This is a genomic window from Ensifer sesbaniae, assembly GCF_013283665.1.
In the GTDB taxonomy this organism is placed as follows: Bacteria; Pseudomonadota; Alphaproteobacteria; order Rhizobiales; family Rhizobiaceae; genus Ensifer; species Ensifer sesbaniae.
In genome coordinates, this window is sequence record NZ_JABEKU010000001.1 from 765,986 (window position 1) to 785,910 (window position 19,925).

Consider the following 19,925-nt stretch of genomic DNA (forward strand, 5'->3'; position numbering starts at 1 on the left):
AATCAAGAAAAATATGTCAGTAATGCTGACTTATTTTTGCGACCCTGCCTTGCGTTTTACGCAGGCTTGCGTGCGAGGAACAGGATGCCGAAAACCGGTTCGCCGGCATCCATGCGGATGACCGTGCACTCGATGGCCCTGAGATCCAGGCCATGCGCCGCGCAGAGGCCGCGGATATAGGCTTCGCTATGGGCATAGCGTAGCGAGGGCCGCAGCAGGAAATCCACGCCATCGCCCGCATCCTCGACGGAAAAGGCGAAGTAGCCGTCGGCGGCAAGCAGTCGGACGGTAATGTCGAAGACGCTGTCGAGATTGCCGAGATACATGAGAACGTCGGCGGCGCTGACGAGATCGGCTCGGGCGGGAGCGAAGTTGCCGAAGATGCCGGAGGTCTCCGGCGGAAGTGAAAGATCGGCGCGCGCCAGCCGATCATAGGTGGATTTCGCCTCGGCCTTGGCGAGCATGTTGATGGAGATGTCGAAACCTTCGAGAAATTGCGACTGATCCCGGATGCGTTCGCCGAAGAGGCCGGTGCCGCAGCCGAGATCCGTCACATGCTCGAAGATGAGGCCTCCGGTGTGGCTTTGGATCAGCGCCACGAGCTTCTGCGGCACGGTATAGTCGAGCTTCTCCACCAGCGCCTTGTCGAAGCGGTCGGCATAATCGTCGAAGAGCCGTTCGACATAGAGGCTCGGCGGCTGTTCCGGCATCGCGGCGGCGCCGAGAAGCGCCAGCTTGAGGCCAGCGCCAAAGATGTCCTCGGGGCTGAGCTCCAGCGTTTTTCTGAGTGCGTCGATTGCCGCCTCTTTCCGGCCCGATTTCTCCTCATAGTCCGCCAGCCGAAACCAGCCGGCTGCCCAGTCCGGCGCCCGTTCCAGCGCCTGTGCCATGAGTTCGGCCGCGCTTCCGGGCTCGCCGCCATCGGCAAGCATTTTTGCGTAGTCGGCGCGGCGGTCGGCGATCAGGTCGCCGGAGGAGAGCTGGTTGAGCGTCATCAATGTGAGATATTGGTTGCGATCAGCGCTTCTGACGCCGGAAGCCGCAAAACACAAGCGGAATCTGGCGCAAACGGAAGCTTGGGCCATGCCTGCCGGATCCAATGACTTGCGACGCTGCCGATCGCGGCTTATGTGAAGACAAACAGGAGAAGTTCGCGTATGTCGGACGGAATGAACAGATTCTTGGGTGACACGCCGCTGCGCGTGCTGGTCAAGCTCGTCGTGGTGTCGATCCTCGTCGGCTTCGTCATGACCGTCTTCGGCTGGTATCCGACCGATATCTACTTCGCGGTCCGCAACTTCTTGCTCGACCTCTGGTACACCGGCTTTGCCGCGCTTGGCCGGGTGGGCGACTATCTGCTGCTGGGTGCCGCGATCGTCGTGCCGGCCTTCGTGATCCTGCGTGTTCTGAGCTACCGGCGCTGATGATGCAGGACCGGTTTCTTCTGATCGAACGCCGCGGCCTGCTGCGCGCAACCGTCATCCTTTCGCTCGGCGCGATGGCCGGCTGCACGACGTCGAAGGTGCTGACGCCTGAAAGCGGCACCGGCAGCGACCAGACCGAAGCAAGCCTCGGCTATGTCAACCAGCTGCGCAAGGGCAAGGGGTTGACCGAGCTCGTGGCCGACCACGCGGCCTCGCTGGCAGCGATGAATCAGGCGGTGCGCATGGCCAAGGTCGGCAAGATGGAGCATCTCATCGGCTGGAACGACAGTTTCTACGATCGCATGAAGGGCCAGGGCGTAACCCTGCCGGCGGCCGAAAACATCGCCATGGGCCAGGACGATGCCGAACGCGCCTATGACGCCTGGTACAAGTCGCCGAAGCATCTCGAAAACATGCTCGGCAACTATCGCGGCCTCGGCGTAGCCGTCGCCCAGAACGCCGCCTCCGACAACCGCCCCTTCTGGGCGATGGTGCTGTCGGGCTGACCTGCGTTCACAAGCGTTTGCATCTCGGGCCGCCCCTCATACCCCTGCCGGGACCTCCCCGTTACGACGGGGAGAAGGGGGACTTGCCGCGCCCTTTCTAGTCCATAGCAACTGCTGACTGGACAGCTGCGCCGATAGCGACCGGGACATAATGTTGCGTTTGCCAAGTCCCCTCTCCCCGCCTGCGGGGAGAGGGCTAGGGTGAGGGGCTTTCGCAGGCGCCGACACTCCTTGCGGATCAACAACACATGGCACCTTGCATCCGCCTACGCACTTTCCCTACAACGGTCACCACCTTCCCCTCACGCCGGACCGTTCGATGACCGCTTCCTCCGCCATGCCGCGCGACACTGCCGGCGCCTTTCATGTTACTCATCGGCTGATCCTGGCGATTGCGCTGCCGATGACGCTCGGCTTCCTGACGACGCCTTTGCTCGGTCTCGTCGATACCGCCGTCGTCGGGCGCATGGGGCAGGCGACGCTGCTTGCGGGGCTCGCGGTTGGCGCCGTGATGTTCGACCTGATCTTCACCACCTTCAATTTCCTGCGCGCCGCGACCACCGGTCTCGTCGCTCAGGCCTATGGCCGTGGCGACCGGCGCGAGCAGCAGGCGGTGTTCTGGCGCTCGCTGACCATCGCGTTCATTTGCGGCACGGTCAGTCTTCTCATCTCGCCGCTGCTGTTGTCCGGCGGTCTCTGGCTGATGGGGCCGGAGCCGGAGGTGGCGGCCGTAACCAGCACCTATTTTCTCTGTCGAATCATTTCGGCGCCGGCCGCACTTGCCAACTATGCCATTCTCGGCTTCGTGCTCGGTCGTGGTGAAGGCACGATCGGTCTGATGCTGCAGACGCTGATCAACGGGGTCAACATCGTCCTGTCTATCCTGCTCGGCCTCGTTCTCGGCTGGGGCGTGATGGGTGTCGCGCTGGCAACCGTTACCGGCGAGGTGATCGGCGCTCTCGCCGGCTTTGCCATCGTCTATGGTCGCTTCGATCGTGAGGACGCACCGAGCTGGGCGCTGATCTTCGATCGCGAACGCTTGAAGCCGCTCTTCGGCCTCAACCGCGACATCATGATCCGCTCCTTCGTTCTGCTCGCCGCGTTCACGCTGATGACGCGCATCGGCACCGCCTTCGGGCCGGTGACGCTTGCGGCAAACGCGGTGCTGATGACGATCTTCCTGGTCGCCGGCTATTACCTCGACGGCCTGGCCAATGCTGCCGAACAGTTGATCGGCCGCTCGATCGGCGCCCGCTATCGCCCCGCCTTCGACCGCGCCTTGTGGCTGACGGCCGCCTGGTCGCTGGGGCTCGCGCTCCTGACGACGGCGGCCTTCCTGCTCTTCGGTGACCGGCTCATCGATCTCCTGACGACGGCCACCGACGTTCGCGCCGTCGCCTACGAATATCTGCCCTGGGCAGCGGTGACGGCGATGACCGGCGCGCTCGCCTTCCTGATGGACGGCGTCTTCATCGGTGCCACCTGGTCGCGCGAGATGCGCAACATGATGGTCGCGGCTTTCGTCGGCTACGTCGCGGCGCTGGCCGTGTTGGTGCCCGCCTTCGGCAATCACGGGCTCTGGGCCGGCCTCAACCTCTTCCTGCTGATGCGCGGCCTGTTCCTGCTATCGAGAATTCCTACAAAGGCGCGTCAGACTTTCCGGCCGGCCCAGTAGTCGAGACGGCTGTCGCGGATATCGCGGATCGAACTGAGCCGCTCCCGGTCGCAGAGATCGGAAAGGCCGCGCACGATGCGGCCCGGCAGCGCAGGGCCTTCATAGACCATGCAGGAATAGAGCTGGACCAGATCGGCGCCGGCGCGGATTTTTTCCGCCGCAGTCTCGGCCGAACCGACGCCGCCGACCCCGATGATCGGCAGATTTGGCCCGACGCGCTTGCGCATCCGGGCAAGGACCGCTGTCGATTTTTCGAAGAGCGGCTTGCCGGAGAGCCCGCCGGCTTCTTTCGCCTGATGCTGGTCCTTCAGACCGTCGCGCGACAGCGTCGTGTTGGAGACGATCAGGCCGTCGAGATTGTGGGCGAGAACTTCGGCCGCAATGTCGTCCATGCCCTCCTCGGTCAGGTCGGGCGCGATCTTCAGGAACACCGGAACGTAGCGGTTGCTGCTGCGGGCTTCCTCGTCGCGGGCGGCGAGCACGGCGATCAGCAGAGCGGCGAGGCTCTCGCGTGCCTGAAGGTCGCGCAGGCCCGGCGTGTTCGGCGAGGAGATGTTGGCGGTGAAGTAGCGGGCGACGGAATAGAAGGTGTGAATGCCGTTCACATAGTCGGCAACACGGTCGGCGCTATCCTTGTTGGCGCCAATATTGACGCCGATCAGCGCCGCGCGCGAGCAGGTCTTGAGCCGTGCCAACGCCGCGCCGTGGCCCTCGTTGTTGAAGCCGAGGCGGTTGATGACGGCTTCGTCCTCGACCAGTCGGAAGATGCGCGGCTTGTCGTTGCCGGCTTGCGGCTTCGGCGTGACGGTGCCGATCTCGGTGAAGCCGAAGCCGATCTTCAGGAGCGCCTCCGGCACCTCGGCATTCTTGTCATAGCCGGCCGCCATGCCGATCGGATTCGGGAAGTCGATGCCGGCGACCGTCTGAGAAAGCCGTTTGTCGGCCTTGGCCGGACAGCTCGGCACGAGCCCGGACCTCAGCGCCTTGATCGACAAGCCGTGCGCGGTCTCGGGATCGAACAGGAGGAGGCCGCGGCGGGCGAGATTGGTAAGCGGATTCATGCGTCAAGTTCCGGGAAGATATGCAGGCCATCGGCGCCAAGCGGCAGGGGTTTTTCCCAGACCACGGCGGAGAGGAAGAGAGGGGCATAGAGATGCGGGAAGAGGGCGCCGCCGCGCGAGGGTTCGTAGACCAGTTCTTCGCCGAGCGCGTCGCCGTCGACCGCGACCAAGAGCAGGCCTTCCTGTCCCTCGAAATGCCGCGCTGCCGTTTCCACGGCCTGTTCGGCGGTGGAGAAATGGATGAAGCCGTCGGCGAGGTCGACGGGTGCGCCGTCGAAGCGTCCGCTACGCTTGGCTTCCTGCCACAGCGAGGCCGGAACGATCTTGTAGATGATGGAACCCATTGTGCCCTCGTAATCGTCTGTCGTGGCCTTGCCGCAAATATCGGCGATTGTCCATCGCAGAAGGGCGTCGATTCGCGCATAATCGGTGGTGAAGATCGATTTCGCTCTTCCCGTTCATGTGCCGGACGTCATCTGGCAAGGACCGCAACGGAGAGGACGTCATGAGAAAAGCTACTGTCGCACTTCTGATCGGCGCCGGCCTGGCATCCGCCGGCATCGCCTTGGCGCAGGATCCGGCGCCCGGCCGCTACAGCATGCAGAAATCCGAGACCGGGATTGCCCGGCTCGATACGCAAACCGGTGAAGTGTCGCTCTGCCAGGAAAGGAACGGCGAACTCGTCTGCCGCATGGCAGCGGACGAACGCTCCGCGCTGGAACTGGAGATCGACCTCCTGACCAAACGGGTGGAGACCTTGGAAAAGGCGGTCAAATCCGGTGAAAGCATCGCGAAACCGAACCTTCCGACCGACGAAGAGATTGACCGGACAATGGGCATCATGGAAAGAATGATGCGTAAGTTCATGGATATCGTGAAGGATCTCGAAGGCAGCGACCCCGCGACGGAGCCGCAGAAGACCTGAGAGACCGGATCGGCCATGCGGGATGCGGATCGGCGCGTGGAGGCGTGCGGGTCGCAGACTGGGCTCTTGGGAGGGAGCGACATGACGCCGGACATGACCATCATCATCGCGGACGATCATCCGCTGTTTCGGGGCGCCATGCGCCAGGCGCTGAGCGGCATGGAGGGGGCAGCGCCCTCCATCGTCGAGGCGGGCGATTTCGCGGCCGCGCGCAAGGCCGCAGCCGATTGTCCGGATGCCGATCTCCTGCTGCTGGACCTGACCATGCCCGGTGTCAGCGGCCTTTCCGGCCTGATTGCGCTTCGCGCCGAGTTTCCGAGCCTGCCGGTCATGGTGGTTTCCGGCCATGATGACCCGGCGACGATCCACCGCGCGCTCGACCTCGGCGCCTCCGGTTTCCTGTCGAAATCGGCCGGTATCGACGAGATCCGCGAGGGCATCGAGAAGGTGATGGCCGGTGAGGTCTTCGTGCCGGCCGGTTACGACCAGGCCCAGGAATACGAACCGGAAGTCGCCGATCTGCTCCAGCGGCTGCAGACGCTGACACCGCAGCAGTCACGGGTTCTCAGCATGTTGGGCGAGGGTCTGCTCAACAAGCAGATCGCCTATGAGCTCGGCGTCTCCGAGGCGACCATCAAGGCCCATGTCTCGGCGATCCTGCTGAAGCTCAATGTCGACAGCCGCACCCAGGCGGTGATCCAGCTTTCGAAGATCGGCACCGTCGCCGCCGCCTGAGGCGTCAACAGGGCGGACGGCGGTCCTTCGATTGCGTGCGTGCACAACGGCGCCGAAGCCGTCTATTCCGCAGCCGCTCGCGCCGCCGTCGAAAGCTGCGTCAGCCACGCCCGCATCGCCGCCGGCCGCACCGGTTTGTTCTGGATCGAAATGCCGTCGCGCTCGGCTGCGGCGCGCACTTCCGGCGAACGGTCGGCCGTCACCAGCAAGGCCGGGATCGCTTCGCCGGCGGAAAGCCGGATTTTCGCGATCGCTTCGATGCCGGTGCCGTCGTCGAGATGATAATCGGCGATGATCGCGTGCGGCTTTTCGGCCGGCTGTCCGACTATCTCGGCGCAGGCGGCAACCGATTCCGCCGTCGTAACGGCGCAGCCCCAGCCCGAAAGCAGCACTTTCATGCCCTCGAGGATGCGCGGTTCGTTGTCGATGCAGAGGACGCGCAGGCCGTTGAGCGCCTCGCTCGCCTTGTTGGCAACGGTCGCGCGGACCGGGACGTGTTCGCCGGCGCTTGCGTCGAGCGGCAAGGTCACCTTGAAACCGGTGCCCTTACCGGGCGTCGATTGCAGGCTGACCGGATGATTGAGCACGCGCGAGATGCGGTCGACGATCGATAGGCCGAGGCCGAGACCGGAAGCGGTGCGCGCGCCTTCGTCGAGCCGGGCGAATTCCTTGAAGACGGTGCGGAATTTGGAGGATGGGATGCCGATGCCGGAATCATGCACCTCGATCGTCGCCATCGCGCCATGCCTACGCACGCCGACCAGCACCTTGCCGGTGAGCGTGTATTTGATCGCATTGGAAACGAGGTTCTGCACCACGCGGCGAAGCAGGTTCGGATCGCTGCGCACGCTGAGCGAGGTCGGCATGACCACCAGTTCGAGATCCTTGGCGCGCGCGATCGGGGCGAAGTCGGTCTCGATACGGCGGAGCAGGTCGTTGAGCGGTACGGATTGCAGCCGCGGCTTCATCGCGCCGGTGTCGAGGCGAGAGATGTCGAGCACGGCACCGAGAATGGCCTCGACCGATTCGAGCGAGGAATCGATGTTTTCGACGAGTGTGCTGTCGTCGGAGTCGCCAAGTCGCTCGACCAGCGAGGACGAATAGAGGCGGGCGGCGTTGAGCGGTTGGAGGATATCGTGGCCGGCGGCCGCGAAGAACCGCGTCTTGCCGATATTGGCCTCTTCCGCCGCTGCGCGGGCTTCGGCGAGTTCCCGGTTCACGCGGGTGAGTTCGCCGGTTCGCTCGGCAACACGCAGTTCCAGCGTCTCGTTCGCCTGCTTCAGCGCCATGTCGGCGGCAACGCGCTGGGTGATGTCGGTGTAGGTGGTGACGATGCCCTTGTCGGGCATCGCGTTGGTGCGCACTTCGATGATGCGTTCGCCATTGCCAAGTTCGAGCAGGAAGGGCTTGTCGAGCGTCAGGAAGTTGGCGATCAATCCTTTTTCCTGGTCCTTGCGGATATCGCCGCGCCTGGTGAGGATCGAAACGATATCGGCAAGCGGAAAGCCCACCTGGCCGGCGGCTTCCGGCAGGTCGAGCAACTGGCGGAAGCGCCGGTTCCAGATGATCAGGTTGTTGGCGTTGTCGAAGACGGCAATGCCCTGGTCCATCTGCGAGAGCGCGGTCTGCAGCATGTCCTGATTGTATTGCAGTGCCTCGCTTGCCTGATCGAGCAGCCAGGCCGTGTCGGATGACGTATCGTCGCCGCGCTGCAGGACGAGCGAGAGCACGAGCCGCGCCGAGGACGAGCCGATGGCGCTGCCGAGCAGTTGCTCGGAAAAATGCACGACCGCCATGTCCGCCGGCGCGTTGTCGTCCAGCCAGCGGCCGGATTGGCGTTCGTAAGTGTGGAAGGAGCGCTGCATGCGCTCGGTGCCCATGTAGCGGCCGATCGTCGCCTTGAGATCGCGCACCGTCACCTTGGTCTTGCGGCCGCGGAAGGTGCCTTCGGTGCGCGACCGCCGGGTGATGAAGATGCCGGCTTGGAAACGCTCGATCGGCTTCGGCGTCCGGGTCAGCGAGGCCAGCACATAGGCGCTGCAGTTGACGAGGAAGCTCAGCGTCGTGGCATTGACCAGCGGATCGGCGCCTGGGCCCGAGAACAGGTCGGTAAATGGCAGCAGGAAGCTCAGCACCGTTGCCGCGACTTGGGAATTGTCCGGTCCGCCGAGGCTCGGCAGGAACAAAAGATAGGCCCAGACGAAGAAGCCGGAGACCATGCCGGTGATCGCGCCGCGCGCATTGGCCTGGCGCCAGACGAGGCCGCCGAGCATGGCCGGCGCCATCTGGGAGATAGCGACGAAGGACAAGAGCCCGAGCGACGCAAGCCCGGCGCTGATGTCGGCGGAGCGGTAGTAGCCATAGCCAAGCAGCAGCACGACGAAGATCGCCGAGCGGCGGATGTTGAGCAGCGTCCCGGCGAGATCTTCCTGCAGGCCGCCACGCTGGCTGAGATTGCGGCGCAGGAATACCGGCATGACGATGTCGTTCGAGATCATGATCGACAGCGCCACGGAGGCGACGATGACCATGGCCGTCGCTGCCGAGAAGCCGCCGATGAAGGTGATGAGCGTCAGAAGCGGCAGGCCGTTGGCGAGCGGCAGGGTGAGAAGGTAAAGATCCGCGTTGCCGGAGCCCGAGAAGGTGAGGATGCCGGCAATCGCGATCGGCAGCACGAAGAGATTGATGCCGATCAGATAGAGCGGAAAGAGGATGCCGGCGGTACGCAGTTCCCCGTCGGTTCGGTTTTCCACGACGGTCACATGGAATTGCCGCGGCAGCATGATGATCGCAAAGGCGGAGGTAACGATCAAAAGGATCCACCGGGCGGTCGGGGTCTCATAGGAAAGCGCCGACTGCACAGCCGGGCTCTCGGTGGCCAGTGACCAGAGATGCGCCGGACCGTTGAAGATGACGAAAACGATGTAGAAGCCGGCGGTGACGAGGGCGACGAGTTTGACCAGCGATTCCATCGCGATCGCCAGGATCAGCCCATCCTGGTGTTCGGTAGCGTCCGTATGGCGCGTGCCGAAGACGATGGCGAAGCAGGCGAGGAACAGGGTCACGAGCAGGGGCAGGTCGATGAAACTCTGCCCCGCGCCGATGCCATAGTCACTGGTGTCGATCATCGCTGCGACGGAGCTCGAAATCGCCTTGAGCTGCAATGCGATATAGGGGATGGCGCCGACCAGCGAGATCAGCGCGACGATCGCCGCCACCGCCGGGTTCTTGCCGTAGCGCGCGGCGATGAAGTCGGCGACGGAGGTCAGCTTCTCGGTCTTGGCAAGGCGGATGATCTTGCGGATCAGCGGCATGCCCAGCGTGAACATCAGGATGGGGCCGATGTAGATGCCGGTGAACTCGAGCCCGCGCTCGGCCGCAAGCCCGATGCCGCCGAAATAGGTCCAGGACGTGCAATAGATCGCAAGGCTGAGCGCATAGACGAGCGGCCTGCCTTTCAGCGCAGCGCTTTTTCTCCTGGCCCGCCGGTCGCCATAGCTCGCGACTGCAAACAGCAGCAGCAGATAGGCGAAGGCCGAGGCAAAGATGACCGAACCCGAAAGCATGCCTCACTCCTCCGACTGGAAGCATAGGCCAAGTCCGTGAGGTTGAGAATTGCCCCGCGCATGAGTCTTAAGTCCAAGGCACTGCAAGAGAAAATGGTCTGCCGGATGCGGAAGGGAGTTTGATCCTTCTTTTCGCGGGCGCGGCTTGACCAAAGGCAAAGAAAGGTTTTCTCGCTGCTCGCTTTGGTTTAGTTTCCGTAAACGGTTGCAGCGCGGGACAGCGCCGGTGGTCGTTTTCAACGGGGATAATACGGAGAGACGTATGCTGAATGAGTTCAAGGAGTTTATTGCCCGCGGGAACGTGATGGATCTCGCGGTCGGTGTCATCATCGGCGCCGCCTTCAACAAGATCGTGACGTCGGTCGTCGAAGACCTCGTGATGCCCATTGTCGGTGCGCTCACCGGCGGCGGTTTCGATTTCTCCAATTACTTCCTGCCGCTCTCGGCCAACGTGACGGCGACCTCTCTCGCTGCTGCCCGTCAGCAGGGCGCGGTCTTTGCCTATGGCAACTTCATCACCGTCCTCATCAACTTCCTGATCCTCGCCTGGATCATCTTCCTGATGATCAAGGCCGTGAACCGCATGCGCTCGTCGCTTGAAAAGCAGAAGGAAGCAGCGCCGGCTGCTCCGCCGCCGGAAGACATTCAGCTCCTCTCCGAAATCCGCGACCTGTTGAAACAGCGCGCCTGAGCCATTTGTAGCGGCCTCGGTTTGCCGAGGCCGCGAAACATCACAGAAATCGATAAACCGGTCAGATAAAGTCGCGTGATCGCAGAAGCGAAAGCGGCTAGAAGCAATGGACAGCCTGGAGCGGCCGGTTTCCGCTCTAATCCATTGGAATCTTTCACGATGCTCTCGGGCGACCGCCTCGGGACCGTTGTGCGTCCGGAGCCCGCCGATGACCATCCTGAACACTATCAGCCCCCGCGCACTTGCGGCGCCCGAAAGCGGCATCGTCGAGGTGGTGAACTACGCCCGTGGGCGCGAGGGCCTGATCCCGCTTTGGGTCGGCGAAGGCGATCTGCCGACGCCTGCCTTCATCAGTGATGCGGCCCGCGAGGCGCTTTCCGCCGGCGAAACCTTCTACACTTGGCAGCGCGGCATCCCGCCGCTGCGCGAAGCACTTTCGCGCTACTATCAGAGGCGCTTCCACAAAGCGCTGTCGCCGGAGCATTTCTACATCGTCGGCTCCGGCATGCAGGCGATCAAACTCTCGATCGAGGCGATTGCTTCGCCGGGAGACGAGATGGTGCTCTTGACGCCGGCCTGGCCGAACTTTGCCGCGGCCGCCGATCTCTCCGGCGTCCGCCCGGTCTCCGTCGAACTGCGCTTTGAACACGGAAAGTGGCAGCTCGATCTCGATCGGCTGCAAGCGGCGATCGGGCCGAAGACCAGGGCGCTGTTCATCAATACGCCATCGAACCCCACGGGCTGGACCGCGAGCAAGGAAGAGCTGGCGGCGATTCTGGCACTGACACGCAAGCATGGCCTCTGGATCATCGCCGACGAGATCTACGCCCTCTATTATTATGCCGGCGCCCGTGCGCCGTCCTTCCTGGACGTTATGGAGGAGGGCGACCGCATCCTCTTCGTCAACTCCTTCTCGAAGAACTGGTCGATGACCGGCTGGCGGGTGGGCTGGATCGTCGCGCCGCCGGAGATGGGGCAGGTGCTGGAGAACCTGGTGCAGTATTCGACGTCAGGCGTCGCCCAATTCATGCAGCGCGGCGCCGTCGTGGCGCTCGACGAGGGCGATGCCTTCCTGGACGCGAATGTCGCCAAGGCGACCAGCAACCGTGACGTCTTCTGCGACGCACTGATCGCCACCAACCGGGTCGAAACGCTGAAGCCGGACGGGGCGCTCTATGCGTTCCTCAAAATCGACGGTGTCACGGATTCCCGCGCCGCTGCGATCGACATCGTCGACAAGACCGGCGTCGGCCTCGCGCCGGGTACCGCATTCGGCGATGGCGGCTCGCTGTTCATGCGCGCCTGTTTCCTGCGCGATCCGGCCCAGGTGAAGGAAGCGGCGGACCGCCTGCAGCGTTATATTCTTGGCGGCTGACGCCCGGATGCATGGCCGAAGAGGCGCGGCGATTATTCGTCGTCCGTCTCGCCCAGCAGCTTCTGCTCATGGGCAATCGCATGGCCGATCAACCGCGCCCAGATGTCCTCGTAGAAGTCAGGGTCGAGATTGAAGCGCGCAGCATTCTTGCGGGCGTTCTCACGCACTTCCATCACCCGCGCCGGAATATCGGCCCTCAACTTCAGCGGCCGTTTGATCTCGGCCGCCCGGTCGATATAGCCCCAGCGCTCGGCAAACAGCGTCATCAGTGCCTGGTCGAGCCGGTCGATCTCGGCACGCACGTCGGCCATGGTGGTGCATTGCGCGGGGGTCTTTTGCATCTGTCTCGTCCGATTGCCTGAAGCGCAGCTGTTCCTGTTCGTTCAGGATGTTCGAGCGTCCCTCGGCTCAATCAAGCGGGGCGCTCTTGCGGCGCACTGCTAACAAACGGCGAGCTCTCTGAGAAGGGGCAACAGGGTCGCAGCAAGCGACCGGTGACGATGGTCACCTCAGCAGGCGATCTCTGGGCAGGGGAGGAGGGTGCGGTCCTGTCTCCGTCTGCGGTGATCGCCTGCTGACGTGTTGAGAGAAGTTAGCCGGCCAAGCTTGAGCGAGGCTTTTTAGCGCGGGCCGAGGAAAACTGTCTGCGGTTTTCCGCCAGCATTAGAAATCGATCACGGACCGATCATCAGCTTGATCGCGAGGCCGACCACGGCGACCGCCGCCACCCCGGCACACCACAGGCCGACGAACCAGAGAAGTTTGCGGCCGGTTCCGGTTTCATCAGTCAATGGTAACCCTCCTCCGGATCGACCTTGCCGCGGAACACCCAATAGGAATAGCCGGTATAGGCGAGGATGACGGGCACCAGGACGAGCGCGCCGGTAAGCAGGAAGGAGAGGCTTTCCTCAGGCGCCGCTGCATCCCAGATCGTCAGCGATGGCGGCACCATATAGGGGTAGAAGCTGATGCCGATGCCGGCATAGCCGAGCACGAAGAGACCGAGGGCTGCGATGAAGGGTCGGCTGTCGTGCCGGTTGCGGATGCCCGTGACCAGTGCATAGAGGCAGCCGAGAACGAGCGCCGGCACGATGACGCTGAAGATCGCCGTCGGGAAGCCGAACCAGCGCTCCAGATATTGCGGTTCTAGGAACGGTGTCCACAGGCTGACGATGCCCATGGCGGCGATGGTGCCGAACGAGCATTTGAGCGCGAGGTCTCGTGCGCGGTCGGCGAGGCGGCCATGGGTCTTCATGACCAGCCAGGTGGCGCCGAGCAGGGCGTAGCCGACGACGACGGCGACGCCGGTCATAATCGAGAACGGCGTCAGCCAGTCCCACCAGCCGCCGACATAGGCGCGGTTCTCGACGGGGATGCCTTGGACGAGCGCGCCGAGCGTGATGCCCTGCGCGAAGGCGGCAAGCATCGAACCGCCTGAGAAAGCCCAGTTCCAGAGATATTCGGCGCGCCTGGTGCGCCAGCGATATTCGAAGGCGACGCCGCGGAAGATGAGGCCGATGACCATGGCTATGATCGGGGCGTAAAGTGCCGGCAGGATTGTCGCATAGGCCAGCGGAAACACCGCCATCAGGCCGCCGCCACCGAGCACCAGCCAGGTTTCGTTGCCGTCCCACACCGGGGCGACGGAATTCATCATCACGTCGCGGTCGTCCTTCTCCGGGAAGAACGGGAAGAGGATGCCGACGCCGAGGTCGAAGCCGTCGAGAATGACATAGGCAAGCACCGCAAAGGCGATGATGGCGGCCCAGATGAACGGCAGATCAAACTCCATGACGACCTCCCTGGATATTGGCGTGCGTGGCGCCATGGGTGGCGAGACCGGGCATGATGCCGGAACTGCGCAACGGCCCTTCGTCGAGATCCGGCATGGGATCACGCGGCAGGCGCGCCATCAGTCTCAGGATGTAGAAGGCGCCGGCGCCGAAGACGAAGAAATAGACGGCGATGAAGGCGATCAGCGAGGCGGCGACCGCGGGTGCCGCGATCGGCGCCACCGAATTCGCCGTCAGCAGGTGACCATAGACCGTGTAGGGTTGTCGCCCGACCTCGGTGGTGACCCAGCCGGCAAGCACGGTGACGAATCCGGCCGGCCCCATGACGATCGCAGCACGATGCAGCCAGACATTGCTGTCCAGCGTGCCGCGATAGCGACACCAGAGCGACCAGAGACCGATGCCGAGCATGGCGAAGCCAAGGCCGACCATCACCCGGAAGGACCAGAACACGACGCTGACCGGCGGGTGAAGCTCCTCCGGGATCGTGTCGAGACCGGCGAGCGGCGCGTTGAGATCGTGCTTCAGGATCAGGCTCGAGAGCTTTGGAACCTCGATTGCATAGTCGACGCGTTTATCCGTCGAATTCGGAATGCCGAAGAGGATCAGCGGCGCGCCATCCGGATGGCTCTGATAGTGGCCTTCCATCGCCATTACCTTGGCCGGCTGATGTTCCAGCGTGTTGAGGCCGTGCATGTCGCCGGCGAAGATCTGAATGGGTGCGACGATCGCCGCCATCCACATCGCCATCGAGAACATTATTCGTGCGCGGCGCGGCGCCGTCCTGCGGATGAGGTGCCAGGCGCCGCAGGCGCCGACGACGAAGGCGGTCGTGAGGTAAGCGGCGAGCACCATGTGCACGAGGCGATAGGGGAAGGAAGGGTTGAAGACGATCTTCCACCAGTCGACCGGGATGAACTGGCCCGCATCGTTCATCGCGAAACCGGCCGGCGTCTGCATCCAGGAATTCGCCGAAAGGATCCAGGTGGCCGAAATTAGCGTGCCAGCGGCGACCATGAGGGTAGCGAAGAAATGCAGCTTCGGCCCGACGCGGTTGAGCCCGAAGAGCATAACACCGAGGAAGCCGGCTTCGAGGAAGAAGGCCGTCAGCACCTCATAGCCCATCAGCGGCCCGATGATCGGCCCGGCCTTGTCGGAAAAGACGCTCCAATTGGTGCCGAACTGATAGGACATGACGATGCCGGAGACGACACCCATGCCGAAGGCGACGGCAAAGATCGTCTTCCAGAAGTGGAAGAGCTCAAGATAGACCTCGTCCTTCTTCAGGAGCCACAACCCCTCCAGTACCGCGAGGTAGCTCGCGAGCCCGATGGAAAAAGCAGGGAAGATGATGTGGAAGGAAACGGTGAAGGCGAACTGAAAACGAGCGAGCAAGGTCGCGTCGAAACTCTCAAACACGGGCGCAATCCTTTCAGACATACGGCAACGCGCGTTACTCGTAACGCGAGGCCTTAGCGCTCTGGCTGCTGCATGATCGTCCTTGATCGGGCTCCGATCAGAGGGCTTTTCCTAGCCTATGGCCGAGGCAAATCCTTGGGTTGCACCGGCTATTCAGCATATGATTGAATCTGAGCCAAATTTGCCAAACGTCAATGACAGCGCGCTCGCCACGTTGTCACACTGCGGCAATGTTGCGCTGCGGCATATTGGCGGAGAACGGGTGCGTCTCAGCGGACCGGGAGATAGGCTTCCGCGAGTTCGGTCCAGAAGGCGGCGCCAATCGGCAGCAGGTCGTCGTTAAAGTTGTAGCCCGGGTGGTGCAGCGGCTTGTCGTCGTCGCTGACCTTCGAGCCGAGGAAGAAATAGCTCCCCGGCCGCTCCTGCAGCATATAGGCGAAATCCTCGCTTCCCATGAAGGGACGGGCGAGGTCGATCACCTTGTCGGCCCCGGCAAAACGGACCGCGAGATCGCGCACGAAATCGGTCTCGGCCTTGTGGTTAATCGTCGCGTCGTAACTGCGCTGGTAGTCGACTGTCGCGCGCATGCCGAAGCTGGTGGCCTGCGCTTCGGCGATCATGCGGATGCGCCGTTCGAGTTCATCGCGGACAGTGGGATCGAAGGAGCGGATGCCGACGACGATCTCGGCACGCTCCGGGATGATGTTGCTGGCCGAGCCTGCATGGAAGGCGCCGACGGTGACGACGGAGGGGTCCATCGGATGGATGTTGCGCGAGACGATCGACTGCAGCGCCATGACGATCGAGGCACCGCAGACAATGGGATCGGCCGTTTCCTGCGGTTCCGCGCCATGGCCGCCGCGGCCGTGAACGGTGATGCGCGCCTCGTCGACGGCCGCCATGATAGGGCCTTCCCGGAGGGCAAACTGACCGAAGGGCAGGCCCGGCTCGTTGTGAAGCGCGAACACGGCGTCGCAGGGGAATTTCTCAAACAGGCCCTCGTCCATCATGATCTTGGCGCCGCCGAAATTCTCCTCGGCCGGCTGGAAGATCAAATGGATCGTGCCGTCGAAATTGCGCCGTTCCGCAAGCGCTCGCGCCGCGCCGAGCAGCATCGTCGTGTGACCGTCGTGGCCGCAGGCATGCATCAGGCCCGCCGTCCTGCTGGCATAATCGAGGCCGGTTTCTTCCAGGATCGGCAGCGCGTCGATATCGGCGCGAATGCCGATCGAGCGGGTGCCCGTGCCGTTGCGGAGCGTGCCGACGACGCCGGTTTGCGCGAGACCCGTCGTCACCTCGTAGCCGAGGCTATCCAGATGTCCGGCGATGAAGGCCGAGGTGCGCTTCTCCTCCAGTCCAAGCTCCGGATGGGCGTGGAGATCGTGGCGGATGGCGACCAGTTCCGGCACGGCATTGGTGATCGAGGACGAAAGCTTCATGTCAGGCACCGCGGGTTGGGATGCGATTTTCAAACGTGCGGAAGGCCACCACCAGAATGCCGGTGAGGCACATGTAGATGAGCGCCAGCAGAAGCAGCGGCTCGTAGGTGAGGAAGGTTTCCTGCCTGACCTTGGAGATGACCGCATAGACGTCGACGACGGTTACGGTGGCGACGAGCGGCGTCGATTTGAGCTGCAGCACGGTTTCCCCGTTCAGCGTCGGCAGCGCCCGATGGATGGCGCGCGGCAGCCAGATGCGGCGGAACATCGTCCAGCGGCCCATGCCATAGGCCTTGGCCGCCTCCAGTTCGCCATGCGGAACGCCGCCAAAGGCGCCACGCATGACCTCGCCCTCATAGGCGGCAAACGAGATCGTCAGCGCCGCCACGCCATAGGGCCAGGCCTCGCGCAAATAGGGCCAGAGGAAGGATTGCCGGATCGCCGGAAACTGCGGGAACAACGAGCCGAGCCCGTAATAGAGCAGCCAGAGCTGCAACAGGAGCGGCGTGCCGCGGATCACGGTGCAGAAGGCCTTGGCCGGCAATTTCAGGAACCAGGGGCCGGTCACCTGGACGAGGCCGATCGGCACCGCCAGCAGGAAGCCGAGGATAGCGGTGCTGAACAGCATCACCAGGCTGACGAGAATGCCCCAGCCGAGCCGCGGCAGGTAACGCGGCAGCCAGTCCCAGCGCATGAAGACGGCAACGGCGACGACAAAGGCGGCGAAGACCAGCATCATGACGATGCGATGCGGCAGAAAGAAGCTCCTGGCCGTCGGCAGGTCTTCGGGCGTGAAGGCAACGGCGTGGGTGGTTTCGTCGGTCATCGGCTCTCCGCAAAACCGCGTCGGGCATGGCGTTCGATCATGCCGATAAAGACGTTGGAAATGAGCGTCAGCGCCAGATAGAGCGCGCCGGCGGCAAGGAAGAACAGGAGATAGGCCTTGGTCGTGCCGGCCGCCTGGCGTGTGACCAGCGTCAGCTCACTGAAGCCGACGACGGCGAGAAGGGCCGTGTCCTTGGTGGCGATCAGCCAGAGATTGGAAAGGCCGGGAATGGCATAGGGCAGCATCGCGGGCAGCGTGATGCGGCGCAAGACCTTGGTCGGTGACATGCCATAGGCGCGCGCCGCCTCGATCTGCCCGGCGGGCACCGCCTTGATCGCGCCGCGTAGTACCTCGGTCGAATAGGCGCCCTGGACGACGCCGATCACGAAGATGCCGGCCATAAGGCCGCTGATGTCGACCGGGCCGATCGCAAAGAGCGCGAGCACCTGATTGAGAAGGTCGGTGCCGGCATAGTAGAGCAGCAGGATCAGCACCAGTTCCGGCACGGCGCGGACGATCGTGGTGTAGCACTCGAGCAAGTCGCGTAAGACCGGGCCGCCATAGAGCTTGCCGAAGGCGCCGCCCACGCCGAGCGCCAGGCCGAGGGTGAAACCGCCGACGGCGATCTGGATGGAATTGAGGAAGCCTTGCAGCAACACGCCGCCCCAGCCGGGTGCTGAAAGCGAGAGCAGGCCCCAATTGACGAGGGAATCCGCAGCCATACGTCGAGCTCCGATGGCGCCGGCCGGCGGTCGCCGTAGCGCCGCGTGCCCTGTCAGACACGCAAAGCGCTGTAGCTTTTTGATCGCCGGCCGATCGCGCCTTATTCGCCGTAGATATCGAAGTCGAAATACTTCTTCGAGAACGTGTCGTAGGTGCCGTTGTCACGGATCGCCTTGATCGCGGCGTTGACCTTGTCCTTGAGTTCGGTTTCGCCCTTGCGCAGGCCGACGCCCACACCCGGGCCGATCACGGCAACGTCTTCGGCGACGTCGCCCTTGTAGTCGCAGCATTCCTTGCCCTGGTCGGTCGCGAGGAACGCCTTGAGCGCGATGGCGTCGGCCTGGACGGCGTCGAGACGGCCGGCGGCGAGGTCGTTGTTGGCTTCATCCTGCGTCTGGTATTCCTTGACCTCGACGCCTGCCGGCGCGAAGTGCTTGGCGGCATAGGCCTGGTGGACCGTCGAGACCTGGACGCCGAGCGCCTTACCGTTCAGGCCCTCCGGCGTCGGCTTGATGTCTTCGCCTTTGGTGCCGATGATGCCGGTCGGCGTGTTGTAGTATTTGTCGGAGAAATCGATCGTTTTCAGGCGCTCGTCGGTGATCGACATCGAGCTGATGATCATGTCGATCTTCTTCGAGGTCAGTGCCGGAATGATGCCATCCCAGGCGACCGGCGTCAGCACGCATTCGAGTTTCGCCTCGGCACACATCGCATTCATGAACTCGACTTCCCAGCCTTCCCATTTGCCGCTGGCATCGGGCGCCGTGAACGGCGGGTAGGGCTCGGCGGCAACGCCGACCTTAAGTGCTTCCGCGGAAGCCGCGACACCGCTACCGACGGCGATTACCGCCGCTACGGCCAGGACTTTCAATGCCTTCTTCATGCTGTTCCCCTTTTTGGTTGTTTAGCATTCCGGAATTCAGTGAATGGAACTGATGAACTTCTTGAGCCTTTCCGATCTCGGCGAACCGAAGATGACCTCTGGCGGGCCCTGTTCCTCGATCACGCCGTTGTGGAGGAAGACGATGTGGTTGGCGACATCGCGCGCGAACTTCATCTCGTGGGTCACCAGGATCATCGTGCGCCTCTCGCGCGCGAGGTCGCCGATGACCGAAAGCACTTCGCCGACGAGTTCGGGATCGAGCGCCGAGGTTGGTTCGTCGAAGAGCATGACGAGCGGCTGGATCGCGAGCGCGCGGGCGATCGCCGCGCGCTGCTGCTGGCCGCCGGAGAGAAAGGCGGGATAAGCGTCGCGCTTCTCGTAGAGGCCGACGCGCTTGAGCAGCGTTTCGGCGGTGGCAACCGCTTCGGCCCTCGGCGTGCCGAGCACATGGATCGGCGCCTCGATGACGTTTTCGAGGATGGTCATGTGCTGCCAGAGATTGAAGCTTTGGAAGACCATGCCGAGCTGGCTGCGGATGCGCTGGACCTGCTTGCGGTCTTCCGGCACCAAGCCGCCGCGCCCGTCGGATTTCATCCGGATCTTTTCGCCATGTACGCTGACGCTGCCGGCGGACGGGAGTTCCAGGAGGTTGATACAGCGCAGGAATGTGGATTTGCCGGAGCCGCTGCCGCCGATAATGGCGATCACGTCGCCCTGTTTCGCCGTCAGCGAAACACCCTTCAGCACTTCCAATGGCCCGAAACGCTTGTGCAGGTCAGTGACCGCGATTGCCTGGGCCGCATCCGTCATCGGCGCGCCGCTCCAGCGGCTCTGCGAGCTTTTTCTGTCAGCATGAGAACAGTTCCCCTGTCGTTTTCCACGCG

Annotated in this window: 19 protein-coding genes; 7 read left to right on the forward strand and 12 right to left on the reverse strand. The window is 63.3% G+C overall.

Features of this window, described 5'->3' with window-relative positions; genetic code table 11:
• Positions 1–56: 56 nt before the first annotated feature.
• The gene (locus tag BHMPCIPO_RS03735; RefSeq protein WP_173518073.1) at positions 57–995 is read right to left on the reverse strand and encodes a class I SAM-dependent methyltransferase; all 939 of its coding nucleotides are present in this window, start codon (positions 993–995) and stop codon (positions 57–59) included.
• A gap of 162 nt (positions 996–1,157) precedes the next feature.
• On the opposite strand from BHMPCIPO_RS03735, the gene BHMPCIPO_RS03740 reads away from it, so the two are divergent.
• The 3 genes from BHMPCIPO_RS03740 (at position 1,158) to BHMPCIPO_RS03750 (ending at position 3,605) form a co-directional block, all read left to right on the forward strand.
• Complete coding sequence (locus BHMPCIPO_RS03740) at positions 1,158–1,424, forward strand: DUF6460 domain-containing protein (RefSeq protein ID WP_173515521.1); 267 nt, start codon at positions 1,158–1,160, stop codon at positions 1,422–1,424.
• A 2-nt stretch (positions 1,425–1,426) separates the two neighbouring features.
• Positions 1,427–1,930: a CAP domain-containing protein gene (locus BHMPCIPO_RS03745; protein WP_173515522.1), complete on the forward strand. Its 504-nt coding sequence runs from the start codon at positions 1,427–1,429 to the stop codon at positions 1,928–1,930.
• A 319-nt stretch (positions 1,931–2,249) separates the two neighbouring features.
• Positions 2,250–3,605, forward strand: coding sequence for an MATE family efflux transporter (locus BHMPCIPO_RS03750; RefSeq protein ID WP_173515523.1), 1,356 nt, complete (start codon positions 2,250–2,252; stop codon positions 3,603–3,605).
• Here BHMPCIPO_RS03750 and BHMPCIPO_RS03755 read toward each other — a convergent pair.
• Together BHMPCIPO_RS03755 and BHMPCIPO_RS03760 are read right to left on the reverse strand one after the other, a co-directional pair.
• Complete coding sequence (locus BHMPCIPO_RS03755) at positions 3,581–4,666, reverse strand: quinone-dependent dihydroorotate dehydrogenase (protein ID WP_173515524.1); 1,086 nt, start codon at positions 4,664–4,666, stop codon at positions 3,581–3,583. The two genes, BHMPCIPO_RS03750 and BHMPCIPO_RS03755, sit on opposite strands and share 25 nt — an antisense overlap.
• On the reverse strand, positions 4,663–5,010 hold the full coding sequence (locus tag BHMPCIPO_RS03760; RefSeq protein ID WP_173515525.1) for a DUF952 domain-containing protein: 348 nt from the start codon (positions 5,008–5,010) through the stop codon (positions 4,663–4,665). The genes BHMPCIPO_RS03755 and BHMPCIPO_RS03760 overlap by 4 nt, the downstream gene beginning before the upstream one ends.
• A 161-nt stretch (positions 5,011–5,171) precedes the next feature.
• Between BHMPCIPO_RS03760 and BHMPCIPO_RS03765 the strand changes: the two genes are divergently transcribed.
• Both BHMPCIPO_RS03765 and BHMPCIPO_RS03770 read left to right on the forward strand, forming a co-directional pair.
• Positions 5,172–5,591 (forward strand): hypothetical protein, encoded by a 420-nt coding sequence (locus tag BHMPCIPO_RS03765; protein ID WP_173515526.1) that lies wholly within the window; start codon positions 5,172–5,174, stop codon positions 5,589–5,591.
• Positions 5,592–5,672: 81 nt separating this feature from the next.
• Positions 5,673–6,326: a response regulator transcription factor gene (locus BHMPCIPO_RS03770; protein WP_173515527.1), complete on the forward strand. Its 654-nt coding sequence runs from the start codon at positions 5,673–5,675 to the stop codon at positions 6,324–6,326.
• Positions 6,327–6,388: 62 nt separating this feature from the next.
• On the opposite strand, the gene BHMPCIPO_RS03775 is transcribed toward BHMPCIPO_RS03770, so the two are convergent.
• Positions 6,389–9,892 (reverse strand): PAS domain-containing hybrid sensor histidine kinase/response regulator, encoded by a 3,504-nt coding sequence (locus BHMPCIPO_RS03775; RefSeq protein ID WP_173515528.1) that lies wholly within the window; start codon positions 9,890–9,892, stop codon positions 6,389–6,391.
• 262 nt (positions 9,893–10,154) lie between these two features.
• On the opposite strand from BHMPCIPO_RS03775, the gene mscL reads away from it, so the two are divergent.
• Both mscL and BHMPCIPO_RS03785 read left to right on the forward strand, forming a co-directional pair.
• The gene (gene mscL, locus BHMPCIPO_RS03780; RefSeq protein ID WP_173515529.1) at positions 10,155–10,583 is read left to right on the forward strand and encodes a large conductance mechanosensitive channel protein MscL; all 429 of its coding nucleotides are present in this window, start codon (positions 10,155–10,157) and stop codon (positions 10,581–10,583) included.
• 208 nt (positions 10,584–10,791) lie between these two features.
• A complete protein-coding gene (locus BHMPCIPO_RS03785) occupies positions 10,792–11,958 on the forward strand; it encodes a pyridoxal phosphate-dependent aminotransferase (protein WP_173515530.1) in 1,167 nt (388 codons plus the stop codon).
• Positions 11,959–11,990: 32 nt separating this feature from the next.
• Here the strand turns inward: BHMPCIPO_RS03785 and BHMPCIPO_RS03790 are convergent, their stop codons facing one another.
• From BHMPCIPO_RS03790 to BHMPCIPO_RS03825, 8 genes are all read right to left on the reverse strand, one after another.
• Positions 11,991–12,299 (reverse strand): chorismate mutase family protein, encoded by a 309-nt coding sequence (locus tag BHMPCIPO_RS03790; RefSeq protein WP_173515531.1) that lies wholly within the window; start codon positions 12,297–12,299, stop codon positions 11,991–11,993.
• A 446-nt stretch (positions 12,300–12,745) separates the two neighbouring features.
• Positions 12,746–13,750 carry a cytochrome d ubiquinol oxidase subunit II gene (gene cydB / locus BHMPCIPO_RS03795; RefSeq protein WP_173515532.1) on the reverse strand — a complete coding sequence of 335 codons (1,005 nt, stop codon included), beginning with the start codon at positions 13,748–13,750 and terminating at the stop codon, positions 12,746–12,748.
• Positions 13,740–15,170: a cytochrome ubiquinol oxidase subunit I gene (locus BHMPCIPO_RS03800; protein WP_173515533.1), complete on the reverse strand. Its 1,431-nt coding sequence runs from the start codon at positions 15,168–15,170 to the stop codon at positions 13,740–13,742. The genes cydB and BHMPCIPO_RS03800 overlap by 11 nt, the downstream gene beginning before the upstream one ends.
• A gap of 269 nt (positions 15,171–15,439) precedes the next feature.
• Positions 15,440–16,609 (reverse strand): M20 aminoacylase family protein, encoded by a 1,170-nt coding sequence (locus BHMPCIPO_RS03805; protein ID WP_173515534.1) that lies wholly within the window; start codon positions 16,607–16,609, stop codon positions 15,440–15,442.
• A 1-nt stretch (position 16,610) separates the two neighbouring features.
• A complete protein-coding gene (locus BHMPCIPO_RS03810; RefSeq protein ID WP_173515535.1) occupies positions 16,611–17,435 on the reverse strand; it encodes an ABC transporter permease in 825 nt (274 codons plus the stop codon).
• Complete coding sequence (locus tag BHMPCIPO_RS03815; protein ID WP_173515536.1) at positions 17,432–18,157, reverse strand: ABC transporter permease; 726 nt, start codon at positions 18,155–18,157, stop codon at positions 17,432–17,434. The genes BHMPCIPO_RS03810 and BHMPCIPO_RS03815 overlap by 4 nt, the downstream gene beginning before the upstream one ends.
• 101 nt (positions 18,158–18,258) lie before the next feature.
• Complete coding sequence (locus BHMPCIPO_RS03820) at positions 18,259–19,041, reverse strand: transporter substrate-binding domain-containing protein (protein WP_173515537.1); 783 nt, start codon at positions 19,039–19,041, stop codon at positions 18,259–18,261.
• 36 nt (positions 19,042–19,077) lie between these two features.
• Positions 19,078–19,851: an ABC transporter ATP-binding protein gene (locus tag BHMPCIPO_RS03825; RefSeq protein WP_173515538.1), complete on the reverse strand. Its 774-nt coding sequence runs from the start codon at positions 19,849–19,851 to the stop codon at positions 19,078–19,080.
• Positions 19,852–19,925: the final 74 nt, after the last annotated feature.